This window comes from Flavobacterium sp. UBA5153 (genome assembly GCA_002413745.1).
Taxonomy (GTDB): domain Bacteria; phylum Bacteroidota; class Bacteroidia; order Flavobacteriales; family Flavobacteriaceae; genus Flavobacterium.
Genome location: DHXP01000028.1, coordinates 1 through 14,661, shown reverse-complemented (window position 1 = coordinate 14,661; position 14,661 = coordinate 1). Strand labels below are relative to the sequence as shown.

Here is a 14,661-nt window from a genome sequence, read left to right as displayed (position 1 = left end):
AAGAAAATCACCATCAATATGGCACCAGCCGATTTGAGAAAAGAAGGTTCGGCTTATGATTTGACGCTGGCAATTGGGATTCTTGTTGCTTCCTCACAAATAAAAGCAGATGAAATAGACAAATATATTATTATGGGTGAACTGTCTCTCGACGGTGGTTTGCAACCCATTCGCGGCGCTTTACCCATCGCCATAAAAGCGAAAGAAGAAGGTTTTAAAGGTTTTTTTCTTCCAAAACAAAACGTGAAAGAAGCCGCAATTGTTGCGGGTTTAGACGTTTATGGCGTTGAAAACATTCAGGAAGTAATTGATTTTCTCGAAGGGAAAGGGACTTTAGAACCTACAATCATTGACACAAGAGCCGAGTTTTATAAAACGTTGGATTTTCCGGAATTTGATTTTAGTGATGTGAAAGGGCAGGAAAGCATCAAACGTTGTATGGAAATTGCCGCAGCCGGCGGACATAACATTATTCTCATTGGTCCACCAGGAGCGGGAAAAACAATGCTAGCCAAAAGATTACCAAGTATTTTGCCACCAATGACTTTGCGAGAAGCACTGGAAACCACCAAAATTCATAGCGTAGCAGGAAAACTCAAAGAGGCAGGATTAATGAATCAAAGACCGTTTAGAAGTCCGCATCATACGATTTCAAATGTTGCCTTGGTTGGAGGCGGAAGTTATCCTCAACCTGGAGAAATTTCTATGGCACACAATGGTGTTTTGTTTTTGGATGAATTACCGGAATTTAAGCGAGACGTGTTGGAAGTGATGCGTCAACCTTTGGAAGATAGGGAAGTGACGATTTCCAGAGCCAAGTTTACCGTAACTTATCCATCGTCTTTTATGCTGGTAGCCAGTATGAATCCAAGTCCGAGTGGTTTTTTTAACGATCCTGATTCGCCACAAACTTCTTCACCTCACGAAATGCAGCGTTATTTGAGCAAGATTTCGGGACCATTATTAGACCGAATTGACATTCATATTGAAGTTACGCCAGTTCCTTTCGAAAAATTATCCGAAGATCAAAAAGCAGAAAGCAGCGTCGATATTCGAAAAAGAGTTACCGCTGCGCGTGAAATCCAAACGGAACGTTTTGTGCAAATGGAAAATATCCATTACAATGCGCAAATGAATACCAAACACATCAGGGAATATTGCGCTCTTGACGATGTTTCCAAGCAATTATTAAAAACGGCAATGGAACGCTTGAATCTTTCGGCACGTGCTTATGACAGAATATTAAAAGTAGCCCGAACCATCGCCGACTTAGAAGCGGCTCCAAAAGTTATTTCTTCACATATTGCCGAAGCCATTCAGTATAGAAGTTTGGATAGAGATGGTTGGTTGGGGTGATTTATTAGCCCATTCTTAGGAAACATACCACACGAAAGGATTCGTGCGGGAGCGGGGGGATAAAACTCACCTATTTTCAAATTATTAAACAACCAAAATACTTTAATTTCTGCTTGCTTTTGATAAGAAAAAATTTTAAAATTATTCCTTATTCTAATGTAATATCTAATATTGTTTTGGTTTGAAAAAGCCAACCATTTATCTCCAACAAACTCTCGGTCAGCCAACAAACAATCAATGCTTTCTTTTCCAAACCATTCGATGTACTTTTTGACTAAATCAATTCGCTCTTCTGTATCGGAATTCCCTCTTTTGTCTAACATTTTAAACATCAATGGAAATGCAACATTTTTATAACTAACCCCGAGCATTAATATATTGATATTTTTAGCTCCAAACTTCCAATTGGTTCTATCTAATATTAAAACCAAACCATCTTTAAAAGGCAGTAAGTTGAATATCAAAAAGGAAACTGTCCTCATAGGGAAGTCAAACTCCTTCATAAATCGTTGTATTCTTCTATAAGAACTATTTTTATCCGTCTTGGTGTCAAATCCAGATGCTAATCTGTCATAATTAATTGTCTTTATTTTGCATAAAGCCGTTATAAATAAACAAATAAGCTTGACCCTTGCTAAATTAATTTCTCCCTTAAAATGACTTTGCAAAACCGAAATTAACGCTGTATCTTTACACTCAAGACTGATGTTTCTCATTAGAAAAATTATGTGGTAATAATTCTTTAATATAGTAAATTTCAGTCTTTTTTTTCTAATTAAATATTGGTTATTTTTCAATGAAATCTGTTTTTTGTCATGTACTAAATTAATTTTTATGAAAAAATATTATTTGGCATTTCTTATAATACATGCTACTGCATCGTGTTTTAGTCAATCTGAGAAAGATTCAATTTTAATCAAAAACACACTTTCAAAAGAAGGTAATGCTTGGAGAAAAGGTGACATTAATGGCTATGTAGCATGTTGGGAGCGTAGACCTTATAATACAGTTTTGGTGTCGGCAGGTAATGGTAAAGTATTTGATTTAGACCCTGACGTTATATTTAATCCTTCTGTGACTTCTATTGGGGGTGGTGGATTTTCGGTACATACTAATTTTAAATTTAGTATACATAGTAATACTGCATGGGTGAAGCATGATGAAGTTTCAATCTCAAAAGATGGGGAAAGGTCATATACAAAGGAAATAAGATTTCTAGAGAAGATTTCTAATAAATGGAAACTAGTGGGACAAACAGGTCATCATTATGAAAATAATACAAGAGATACAATTTCTTATATCCAAACAGTAGATGTTCAAACAGGTGAACTAGAAGTATTGTCAAGTTTGAACGGTCACTTTGAAGCGCCCAATTGGCATCCTGACAATTATTTAATTTTAAATAGTTATGGGAAGCTATACAAGTTTGATATTCAATCTAATAAAGTATCGGTAATAAATACAGATTTTGCAAATGCGTGCAATAATGATCATGGTATTTCTCCAGACAAGAAAATGCTTGTGATAAGTAATTTCGACAAAATAGATTATGAAAACAAAATATACAAATCTTCAATTTATACATTACCAATTAATGGTGGAGTCCCTAAGTTAATCACAAAAAACTCGCCTTCTTATTGGCATGGTTGGAGTCCAAATGGCAAAACATTGGCATATTGTGCAGAACGAAATGGGAATTTTGACATTTACACAATACCCGTTGATGGAGGAGAAGAAAAAAGATTGACAATATCTGATGGATTAGATGATGGGCCTGATTATTCTTCTGATGGTAAGTATATTTATTTTAATTCTTACAGAACTGGACATATGCAGATATGGAGAATGCAATCGGATGGGACTAATCAAGAGCAATTGACTTTTGATGATAATTCAAATTGGTTTGCACATCCATCACCGGATAACAAATGGATCGTATTTATTTCATACTTGTCTGATGAGAAGCAAAATCACTTGTTTGGCAAGCATGTTCAATTAAAATTGATGAATATAGCCACAAAACAAATCAAGGTAATTACTCCAATTTTCTTTGGAGGTCAAGGTACTATCAATGTTCCATCTTGGAGTTCAGATAGTAGAAAAGTAGCTTTTGTAAGTTATTCTATCAAATAATCTAATTAAATCTATAAATATGGAAGATAATAATTCAAGAAGAAAGTTTCTACAGCAAATTGGAGCAACTAGTTTATTGGTAGCATCAACACCATTTTCCTCTTTTGCAACAAGTATAAAAGCCGAAGAGCGAATTTTATTTTATGACAAAAAAATCTCTTCTAATGATAAAATTAGAATTGGGGTTATTGGTTATGGAGTTCAAGGACATTTTGATTTAAATACTGCACTGAAAGTTCCAGGAGTTGAATTGGCAGGTATTTGTGATCTTTATCAAGGTAGATTAATAAATGCTAAAGAACAATTTGGAGAAAGTCTTTATACAACTAATAATTATAAAGACTTATTAGATCGTAAGGATATTGACGCAGTTTTAATTTGTACAACAGATGTTTGGCATGCTCGAATCACAATTGATGCTCTCGCAAAAGGGAAACATGTGTATTGCGAGAAACCAATGGTATATAAAATCAGTGAGGGCTATTCTGTAATGGATGCGGCTAAAACATCAGGTAAAGTGTTACAAGTAGGTAGTCAGCGTGTAAGTAGTATCGGATATTTAAAAGCTAAGGAATTATTAGTTGCAGGAGAAATAGGTGAATTGAATATGGTTAATGCTGTATATGACAGGCAAAGTTCTATTGGTGCATGGGAGTATACAATCCCAAAGGATGCCAATGCAATGACTACCAATTGGGATAAATTTATTGAAGCAACCGAAAAGATGGAATATGATGCAAAGAAATTCTTTTGGTGGAGAGCTTTTAAAGAAGTTGGGACAGGGGTTGCAGGTGATTTGTTTATTCATTTGTTGAGCGGTTCTCATTTAATAACGAATTCAAAAGGGCCGGAAAGTATCTTTAGCACAGGCCAATTTAGTTATTGGAAAGATGGTAGGAACCTACCAGATGTAATGTCAGGCGTGTTACAATATCCTAAAACAAAAGAGCACGCTGCTTTTTTAATGACACTTCAAGTTAATTTTATTAGTGGAACTGGTGGTCAAGAGATAATCAAGTTTATAGGTTCTGAGGGTGTGATTGAAGTGAATGGAAATAATATTACATTAAAGCATAGTTTAATGCCAGAAGCTCCTGGTTTTGGTGGATATGATTCATTGTTTACTTTTTCAAAAAGTATGCAAGAAGAAATGCAAAAGGATTATAATGCTAAATGGACATCTGAGCAGCAAAAAAGAAAAATAAAAGATGATATCATTTTCAAGGCGCCTGAAGGATACGATGATCACTTAGATCACTTTACTAATTTCTTTGATTCTGTAAGAACCGGTAAGCCTGTTATCGAAGATGCTGAATTTGGATTTAGAGCGGCTGCCCCTGCATTATCATGTAATAAAAGTTATTTCAGCAAGGAAATTATTCATTGGGATCCTGTAAAAATGAAATTGAAATAATAATTAAAAATCTGGTATTTGAATGAAATTGAATTTGTTGCATGAGGTGACGATCCTATCTCCTCGCACAAAATCGGTGAAATGTTAAATTTAAAAGAGGTTGCCTTTCATTAGGTAACCTCTTTTAAATGATTCTTTTTCAATTATAAAACAAGTTGTTACGCAAAATTGATATTGAGTCCATACTTTTATATTACTATTTACATCAATTTCAATATTCCAGCAAGTGCTATTTTATTAAAAAAATAGAATTTCTTAGTATTTAAAGAGACTTTAAATATTCAATACTTTTTTTCAATGCTATTTCAGGATTTTGAACCATATCTTGTTCAACAAAGAAATACTCAACGCCATTTTGTTTTGCCGCAGTAAGTATTTTAGGTAAATCTAGGACTCCTTCACCCCGCTGCCGCACGAATCCTTTCGTGTGGTTCGTGATCGTAAAGGTAAAGTCTCCGACTTTGAGGTAGTGACTTTCGTATTTAGTCGATTTTGTTTTTCAATTATTTGAAATTTATGGTCAGTAGGTGATTGAAAAACACATACTCAAAGTCTAAGATTTTGATGAGCGGCATTCTGTTTTTCAAAGGTTTTAATTCAAAAAGGTTTTTAGAAAGAAAATAGTGGTTTATAGCCCCGATAGAAACGAAAATCCTTTTTTAGGCTTCCAGCCTTCCAAAGGCTGGAAGCCTAAAAAAGATTGTAGTGGACAGCGGGAAATAGCTTCTTAATAAACGAAAACATTCTGCTCCTAAAAAACAATTTATCTATTAGAACGTCTGTCATTATTTTGATTGGGGCGTCTCGGACCAAAGCTATTATTACTGCTTCTGTTTGTAGTATCTGTTTTGGGTTGTCGAGGAGTTGAATTGCGTTGTGGTCTTCCTTGTCCTTGTTTAATTGGTTCTTTTGAAGCGTTGGGATCTGGCTCAAAACCTTTGATGTTTTCTTTAGGCAATTTCAAACCCACCAATTTTTCTATATCACGTAAAAAAACAGTTTCGTCTGGACTAAACAACGAAATGGCTTCTCCACTTGCTCCAGCTCTTCCGGTTCTACCAATTCGGTGAACGTAATCTTCTGGAATATTGGGCAATTCAAAATTAATGACATGCGGTAACAATGGAATATCCAAACCTCGAGCGGCAATATCTGTGGCGACTAAAGCGGTTAGACTTCCGTTTTTAAAACCGGCTAGGGCTTTGGTTCGTGCGCCTTGACCTTTATTGCCATGAATCGCTGCTGCTTTAATGCCAGCACTAATCATACTTTCAGTCAGTTTGTTGGCACCTTGTTTGGTACGCGTAAATACCAAAATCTGTTTCCAGTTGCCTTCGGTAATCAGTTTGATTATCAATTCTGTTTTTTTCTCTTTGGCGACAGGATATACTTTTTGAATAATAGCGTCAACTGTGGTGTTTTCTGGTGTAGCTTCAACCTGAATTGGTTTGTGCAAAATACCCATTGCCAATTTCTTGATGTCTTTTGAAAAGGTTGCCGAAAACATCAAGTTTTGCCTTTTTGAAGGTAATACTTTTATAATACGTTCAATATCTCGTAAAAATCCCATATCTAGCATACGGTCTGCTTCATCTAAAACCAAAATTTCAACTTTGGAAAGAGAGATTAAACCTTGATTTTGCAAATCGATTAATCGACCTGGAGTTGCGACTAAAATATCAATGCCTTGACGTATTAGCGCCACTTGTGGATTTTGATTTACGCCTCCAAAAATTACTGCGCTGCGTAAATCTAAAAATTCACTGTATTCTTTTATATTGGCATATACTTGGGCCGCCAATTCTCGTGTTGGAGTTAATACTAAGGCACGAATGGGTCTGTGGCTTAAGTGTTTCCCTTGCGATAATAATTGTAATATGGGTAATGTGAAAGCTGCTGTTTTCCCGGTTCCTGTTTGGGCAGATGCTAATACATCTTTACCTTCCAGGATTGGCGGAATTGCTTTTTGTTGTATTGGGGAAGGTGTTGTGTATCCTTTTTTGCTGATGGCTTTTAATAAAGCATCAGATAAGCCTAATGAGTTAAATGACATAAATAGTGTTTATGAAGCAAACACAATTATTTAGTTTACTTCTTTAAGTTGGCGCGAAGGTACTGCTAATTTTTTTCGATGTGCCTTTGATTGTTTGACTTTGTTAAAATACTTACGTTCTAATCCGTACTTATTATGATTATTCGTACTGTTTTTATCTTTTAATTTGTAGTGGTCTTTGCTTTGTTTGCTTGTGTTTATGGGCACGGATTGTAAATCTGCGCTTTCGGGCTTTGTTGGCTATCGGCGGAACAGTTGTGGCTGCCCCCATTGTTTTACCTGCGGTGGTGGTGAGTGTTGCAGGTTATATGGCGGTGGTAGGTGGAGTTATTTCGGCGGTGAGCCAAATGACAGTAGTTGATGAGATCCTTCGCAATGCTCAGGATGACATAAATAAACCGAGAGATGGAGACTAATATTTCCCTCCGAGCTGGAACCGTATCTGTACATGGATTTGGATAAACTCTTAATGATAAATATGAATCATTATGAATTCCGGTTGAAGCTGTTTAACCTTTATAAAAATCAAGTTGAATCTTATCAATATCGGGCAACCATCCAGTCGCATTGGAAATACGAATAGTATTGTAACCTGTATTTAGTTTTACTGAAATAGTTCTGGTACTAATAGTTGACCAGCCTCCGGAATTCAAGTTTGTTATAAGAGTATCTATTCCGTTTACAGTAAATGTTGCATTTCTATTCTCTCCACATAGATATGAAATAGTAAGATTATAGTTCCCTGCAACGTTTGCATAAATATCACGGAATTCGATATAATTATCGGCACTATTGCCTAACCAACCTGCTTTAGCACGACCTGAACATGTAGCATCAGTAATAACTTTACCTTGATTGGCAACGACCACACTGTTTTGAGTCAGGTTAAAATTGTTTATCCAGGCATACTCCGCTTCAAATACATCTTGCAATCTGGTTTGACTTCCTACAACTTTCAACATAATCACACCATGCGATGGAACAGTATCTGTATACATAGAATCCATGCTACCCAAATCGGTATGCAACCAAAGATCACGAACGGTAGCTGCTCCTGCTAAATTTAAATCTTTCCATTTCACGGACATGGGAGTTGCCACTGCGCTTCGATTAAAAAGGACAACTGCCCGTTCATTGCTTTGTTTACCGTTAAGGTTTTTAGCCCATACCTGCAAACCTGCTCCATTATCGGAAACCAAATGCCCTTGTACACCTGTTGTATCTTGATCAACTGCAATAACCTCGGTGTTTGTTAGAATATCCTTTGTTCGTTGGGTAAGTTTTGTAAGATCGTTGCCTAAAACCAACGGTGCAGACAATATACACCACATACTGAAATGACTTTTATCTTCTACGGTGGTCAATCCTCTGCCCACTTCCATCATATCCATATCGTTGTAATGGCCTTGACTTGAGTAGGCCGCTAAAAAAGTGTTACAATCAATCACGTAAAGCACCCTATCCCATTTGACATATTGATCGAAGGATATATCCTGAGAAATCCTCCACGAATCAGCAACCTTTGTTACCCATGTTCCGGGAAACTGCCACCGACAAACATTAAAATTTATATCAGTCCTGCCGGTACTGCCAATTGCAGCTTTTATTGCTGTATAACGCGTTCTTTCATCTAGTTTTTGCACTAATCCACCGCAATAATCTACTTTTAAAAAGTCGAAACCCCAGGTTTTAAAAAACAGATTGGCATCTTGTTGGTCATGATTGTACAAGCCGCTACCGATACCTCCGGTTTGATTATTATATTGCGATCCGCACGTATTTGCACCGGCTTCGGAATAGAATCCGGCTTTTAATCCTTTTGAATGAATATAATCAACTAATGGTTTCATTCCATTAGGAAATTTGACAGAGTCAATCCGTAAAGTGCCATCAGTATAACGACCATAAAAAAAGCCATCATCAATGTTAATGTACTTATAGCCTGCTGTAGCTAATCCCGAAGAAACCATCGCATTAGCCTGACCTTTAATTATAGTATCACTAATACCTACAAAAAAATTGTTCCAACTAGCCCAACCCATGATTGGGGATTTTGGTCTATTTACTACCTGTGATGTGGCAGATACTGCAATAAAAACACAGAATACAACAGCGATTAGCTTACGTGTTCCAAGAATACTACTCTTTTTTAAAATGAAGTTTAGTGTCATAACAGCAAAGATTTTAATTTAATAAGTTGCTAAAATATATAAGTTTTTTTTGAAGGCAACCGTTTATCTAAAATAGTTGCACAAAATGTTTGAATCAAGAGGTTTTACTTGTTGCCAATGTCAGTTCGTCTAAAAACCTTCAAACGAACCAATTTTTGTTAATTAGAGAGTAAATATATGTGATTAAAACTACAATTAAAATTCTTTTTGAGAAAAGAAAAAAGGAAAAAAAGAAAGCCATAAAACAGCAGCAATGACGAACGGGAATGGAGGGAGTTCCGATAGCTATCGGAACGACCGACTGAGAGTGAGGAATGGATGCTAAATTTGCTGGATTTTTTTATCTTTCTTTTCGAGAAAATGCACTATAGTTCTCGTGGAATTTTTCAAACACCCCCAAGCACCGCAGTCCCGATTTTTTCGGGACGAGGAGCGCGGCGGCGGTGTTGCGGCAATCGAACAGCCACGCTGGACCTAGAAAGGAACGAAGTTTACGGAGTGGAGAGGAGGGATAGCAGCGTGAAACGGAGGGTAAAAAATATAAGTCCGCCTTTGGCGTACCTTGATTTAGGGCAAAGCACCCTTCGACTGCGTTACCGGTGACAATTGATAATGGGATATTTTATTTTACTACAACGCGTTTCTAAAAAAATAAAACGCAGGAGAGCAGAGCCAAACCCGATGGCTGAGCGAAAAGCGCCACCGCTGAAAGACAATTTGATGGCCCGTGATAATAAGGTTGATTTTTGCCACATCATTCAAAGCCTACCCTTTTGTACAATTTAAAGAACCATTTTTTACCAACCATGCCATTATGGCTTAGTACTTTTGATAAAATCTCCAATTTTTGAAAATACTTCTATTACATATTGATTATCAATATAAATTCCAACCTCATAAGTATCATTATTTTTGGATCGGGACACTAACAAAGCATCAACAATTGGAAAAGAAGGATATTTTTCGGTCATGTATTTAATTACGTTGTCAGGTAATTCGTTTTTATCAATCGTTGCGGCAAAAGCAATAAGATTCCCATCATTATCGTAAACCGCAGATGAGTAGCGTTTTTCAAAAACAAACTTCCCTTCAAAAACTAACTTTTCATTATATCTTCCGTGATATTGAGAAAACCAAACAGCGTCATAAGAGGGGAATTTTTGATTAAACATTTCAAGAACAATCACTGGAACATTTTTTTCCAGCTTTGACCTATTTATATTTTGAGCATTTAAAACGGGAACTTGGCTTAAAAAAATAACACCAAGAATTACTTTGAGTATATTTGACATGATTTTAGAATTTTATTAAATTTAATGAATTTAATCGAAGATTAAAAAATGGAAATAAATTGGGGCAAAATTATAGTACAGCACTTCAGCTAACTTATAATAAAATACACGGATCGTTTTTAATTTTGAAACGTTTCTTTTCTTAACTCCTTTTTTCCTTATGGAACAATCTCTTTCGTCAAATCGTTAGGCGGTTTTGCAATCCGTCAGGCGGGTTTGTTTTTGCCACGTCACACAGAGCCTACCTTTTTGAAAAAACTAGGGAACCATTTTTACCAACCATACTTCTGCTTGTACTATTTTTTGTTAAAGGAATATTACTCAAATGTGTAAATTATATAAATCTTTTCAGGAAAGATGTAACACTTTTCCGGTTTAAGAAGACGATTTTTACTATCTGAGATTAATGTTAATAATTACAATATGAAAAACACATTAATAATTATAGTTCTGTTTTCAATCCTACAGATCTTTGGCATCAGTTGTACGGGTAGAAAAAAATTACCTGATGTTGTTTCTATTGATAAAAGTGTGATAACACCTTTAGCTGTCAATACCGAAAAGGGGAATATTTCAAACGGATTTGGCGATTTTGTAATCGCTTCAAAAGCTGTGATGCCTGCAGTGGTTCATATTAAAACATTCTTCAAAACTTCACCAACGGGGTTCAATACTAATTTTGGACAACCTTATGGCACGCGATCCGGAATTCCTGCTATAGCATCAGGTTCCGGTGTAATAATAACTGAGGATGGATATATAGCAACAAATAATCATGTTGTTGAAAATGCTTCAGAAATTGAAGTCATATTACCTGATAAGCGTGAGTTTTCCGCAGAATTAATTGGTCGTGATCCGAATACCGATCTGGCGCTTTTAAAAATAAATGCGGAAGGACTTCCAACTGTAAAATTAGGAAATTCTGATATTGTCCAAGTTGGTCAATGGGTATTAGCTATTGGTTATCTTTTCTCGCTAAATACTACCGTTACTGCAGGGATTATAAGTGCCAAGGCAAGAAGCATCGGAATAATTAACCGATCTGGGAGAAACAATTCTGAAGGTAATTTGAGAACAACCGGCAATACGGCAATTGAATCTTTTATTCAAACTGATGCTGCAATTAATCCTGGAAATAGTGGTGGTGCACTTGTAAATACAGATGGAGAACTGATTGGTATTAATAGTGCCATTGCTTCTCAAACAGGGAGCTATGCTGGATATTCTTTTGCCATACCTGTAAATCTGGCTAAGAAAATTCTGGATGACCTTAAACAGTATGGTTCGGTAAATCGGGGAATATTGGGAGTTGCATTTCCTTCACCTTCAGTTGAAGAGCACTATTTTAAGCAACAGGGTATTGTCCTTGGATCAGTAAATGGTGTCTTTATAACGAGTGTAATGAACAAAAGTGCAGCAGCCGAAGCAGGTCTTAAAGAAGGCGATATTATACAAAGTATAGATGGAATACAATTGGCTTCATCAACAGAGTTTTCAGAAAGGATTGCAAGGCATCGACCTGACGATACAATCAAACTAAGCTATTTGCGTGACGGAAAAATCAAGAATGTTTCTGCAACTTTAAAAAGGGAGGCATCAACTAAGATTATATCTAATACCAATGAATCACTGAACCAAATTTATGCTAAACTCGGAGTCAGTTTTGCACCGCTTACAGATCGGCAGAAACAATACTTCAATATTAATTCAGGGGTGGTAGTAACAAATGTTCGCAAGGGTGTTTTTTTTGACCAGAATGGAATTCCCATCGGAACTATAATTGCCTATATAAACGGCAAACCGATCAATAATTCCAAAGATATAGATATGGCCTTTTTATCTGCTCAAAGAGGAAATATACAAATCTTTGCCATTGCACCTGATGGATCTAAGGTAATGTTCAATTTCTTTTTAGGTGCTTAATAATCAATATTTTGTGGAATCAGATACAGGCGGCAAACCCATTAACGGTTAGTGAACTCACAGATCCTTTTTATCCAGTAGGTATTAAAGAATAAACAGAACAATCAAAATAATTTAAAATATGAAACGCAACATTAAAAGTTTAACCGGTTTCACCATGGGTGCAACCGATGGAGAGATTGGAAAAGTAAAAGAGTTTTACTTTGACGATCAGACTTGGACCATTCGTTATTTAATTGTAGAAACAGGTAGCTGGCTGAATCACCGCAAAGTGCTTATCGCAACTGAAGCAATAGTAAAACCTGATTGGGAACATGAAATTTTCCCGGTTAATCTTACAAAAGAACAAATAAAGAACAGTCCGGATATTGACACTGAACAACCCGTCTCCCGCCAGCATGAAATTGAAATGTATGAATATTATCCCTGGACAAGTTACTGGGGTGGTGGTTATGGGCTAATGGGCATGGGCACTTCTGGAATGATGACGCAAGTTCGTGAACCCCTTGAAGTAGCGGTGCATAATGAAAATAAATCATCAGCTAAAGATTCAAGTAGTGATCCCCATCTGCGAAGCACACGCAAAGTAAAAGGCTATACCATTCATGCTGCTGACGGTGAAATTGGAGATGTGGAAGATTTTATTATTGACGACAGCAGCTGGAAACTTGACTTCCTTGTGGTGGATACAGGGCATTGGTTGCCTGGGAAAAAGGTGCTCATTTCACCAATATTGATAAAGGAAATAGATTGGGATACTTCTACTGTTGTTGTAAATTCTACAGAAGAAGAGATAAAAAAAAGTCCGGAATATGATCCTGATCAAGATGTAAATGAAGCCTATAAGAAGGTTATGGATAACTATTATGCAGGCAGTAGATTATAAAGACTTATCTAAAATAGTAGAAGAAATTCAATCTAATTAAAATCAGTGATTGAAAATCTTTAATCCTACTGAAGAAAACAGACACTCATGAAAAACAGCGATATAAACAATGAAGAGTATAAAAAAAACAGTTTAACGCTGAAAGGCGCCGTTGCCCTCGGTACTGGTGTTATGATTGGTGCAGCCATTTTTGCCCTTCTGGGTCAGGTGGCTGAATTATCTGGATCATTGTTTTCCAATTGTCTTTATAGTAGGAGCATTAATATCAGGATGTAGTTCATATGCTTATATAAAAATGTCAAATGCTTATCCTTCCTCGGGTGGAATAGCCATGTACTTAATGAAAGGCTTATGGTAAAGGCATCGTTACGGCCGTAGCGGCTCTCTTGATGGCTTTTGCAATGGTGATTAATCAGAGTTTGGTAGCGCGTACATTCGGGTCTTATACCATGCAATTATTTGATGGTAGTCAAGGCAATTTCTGGATACCCTTGCTGGGTGTGCTTTTACTGGTCTTAACTTTTTTTATCAATATTGCAGGAAATAAGGTCATCGATAAAGTTTCATTTATCATGGCTATTGTCAAGGTTGGTGGAATAGACCTTTTTGCGATTGGAGGGCTTTGGGCAGCTGGCTTTTCTTTTGGCAAATCCATTTCTGCAGAAATTTCGGGTGACTATTCCATAGGAAGTTATTTAGGTGCGCTTGCCCTATCTATTTTGGCGTATGCAGGATTTACTACCATCACAAATAGTGGTGCAGAAATTGTAAAACCCCATAAAAACGTGGGAAAGGCTATACTGATTTCGCTTGTAATCTGTACGATAGTATATCTACTGGTTGCATTTGCCATATCGGGCAACCTTTCAGTGCCTCAAATTATTGAGGCAAAAGATTACTGTCTGGCGGAAGCTGCAAAGCCTGCTTTCGGAAAATATGGCCTCTGGTTTACAGTAGGTCTTGCCATAATTGCTACTGCGTCAAGCGTTTTAGCTAATGTATTTGCCGTTTCCAGGATGACTGCTATGCTCACAGAAATGAAACTGATACCCCATAAGCATTTCGGGATGCCGGGTAACCTTCAACAGCATATGATGACCTATACTATTGTTATAGCTATTAGCTTAACCATATTTTTTGATCTTACCAGAATTACTTCTTTAGGAGCCATCTTTTATCTGATTATGGATATTATTATCCAATGGGGTGTTTATAAACATTTACGAAAAAAAATCAAGGTAAATGCTGCGATACTTTTGACCACTATTGTACTTGACGTAATTGTTTTAGCGGCTTTTATATGGATGAAAGCACAGAGTGATATGCTACTTATTATCATTGCTGCTGTTTTATTACTAACCTGAATTCGATTGGTATTATAAGTCCCAAATTTGCATAACAAAAAGAATAGTTGTATATTTAAAGCGCTGAAT

The 14,661-nt window shown here is 36.4% G+C and carries 11 protein-coding genes; 7 read left to right on the top strand and 4 right to left on the bottom strand.

Annotated features, from left to right (window positions below):
• Window positions 1–1,356 (top strand): YifB family Mg chelatase-like AAA ATPase (locus tag B2145_RS06000; RefSeq protein WP_291099628.1); only part of this gene is annotated, 1,356 nt, incomplete at its 5' end.
• On the opposite strand, the gene B2145_RS05995 is transcribed toward B2145_RS06000, so the two are convergent.
• Complete coding sequence (locus B2145_RS05995) at window positions 1,317–2,153, bottom strand: hypothetical protein (protein ID WP_291099625.1); 837 nt, start codon at window positions 2,151–2,153, stop codon at window positions 1,317–1,319. The two genes, B2145_RS06000 and B2145_RS05995, sit on opposite strands and share 40 nt — an antisense overlap.
• 37 nt (window positions 2,154–2,190) lie before the next feature.
• On the opposite strand from B2145_RS05995, the gene B2145_RS05990 reads away from it, so the two are divergent.
• Together B2145_RS05990 and B2145_RS05985 are read left to right on the top strand one after the other, a co-directional pair.
• On the top strand, window positions 2,191–3,489 hold the full coding sequence (locus tag B2145_RS05990; protein WP_291099622.1) for a TolB family protein: 1,299 nt from the start codon (window positions 2,191–2,193) through the stop codon (window positions 3,487–3,489).
• A gap of 19 nt (window positions 3,490–3,508) precedes the next feature.
• Window positions 3,509–4,903, top strand: coding sequence for a Gfo/Idh/MocA family protein (locus tag B2145_RS05985; protein ID WP_291099620.1), 1,395 nt, complete (start codon window positions 3,509–3,511; stop codon window positions 4,901–4,903).
• A 763-nt stretch (window positions 4,904–5,666) separates the two neighbouring features.
• Here the strand turns inward: B2145_RS05985 and B2145_RS05980 are convergent.
• The 3 genes from B2145_RS05980 to B2145_RS05965 form a co-directional block, all read right to left on the bottom strand.
• A complete protein-coding gene (locus tag B2145_RS05980; protein ID WP_291099617.1) occupies window positions 5,667–6,956 on the bottom strand; it encodes a DEAD/DEAH box helicase in 1,290 nt (429 codons plus the stop codon).
• A gap of 509 nt (window positions 6,957–7,465) precedes the next feature.
• Window positions 7,466–9,127, bottom strand: coding sequence for an alpha-galactosidase D (locus B2145_RS05970; protein WP_291099615.1), 1,662 nt, complete (start codon window positions 9,125–9,127; stop codon window positions 7,466–7,468).
• Window positions 9,128–9,939: 812 nt separating this feature from the next.
• The gene (locus B2145_RS05965) at window positions 9,940–10,419 is read right to left on the bottom strand and encodes a hypothetical protein (RefSeq protein ID WP_291099612.1); all 480 of its coding nucleotides are present in this window, start codon (window positions 10,417–10,419) and stop codon (window positions 9,940–9,942) included.
• A 423-nt stretch (window positions 10,420–10,842) separates the two neighbouring features.
• Here B2145_RS05965 and B2145_RS05960 point away from each other — a divergent pair, with 423 nt between their 5' ends.
• From B2145_RS05960 to B2145_RS05950, 4 genes are all read left to right on the top strand, one after another.
• Window positions 10,843–12,342 carry a trypsin-like peptidase domain-containing protein gene (locus B2145_RS05960; protein ID WP_291099609.1) on the top strand — a complete coding sequence of 500 codons (1,500 nt, stop codon included), beginning with the start codon at window positions 10,843–10,845 and terminating at the stop codon, window positions 12,340–12,342.
• Between the two features lie 121 nt (window positions 12,343–12,463).
• Entirely contained in the window at window positions 12,464–13,228 is a 765-nt protein-coding gene (locus B2145_RS05955; protein WP_291099606.1) for a PRC-barrel domain-containing protein, read from the top strand.
• Window positions 13,229–13,315: 87 nt separating this feature from the next.
• Entirely contained in the window at window positions 13,316–13,504 is a 189-nt protein-coding gene (locus B2145_RS17600) for a hypothetical protein (protein WP_349677717.1), read from the top strand.
• Window positions 13,505–13,617: 113 nt separating this feature from the next.
• Window positions 13,618–14,592, top strand: coding sequence for an APC family permease (locus B2145_RS05950; RefSeq protein ID WP_349677716.1), 975 nt, complete (start codon window positions 13,618–13,620; stop codon window positions 14,590–14,592).
• The last annotated feature ends 69 nt before the right edge of the window (window positions 14,593–14,661 follow it).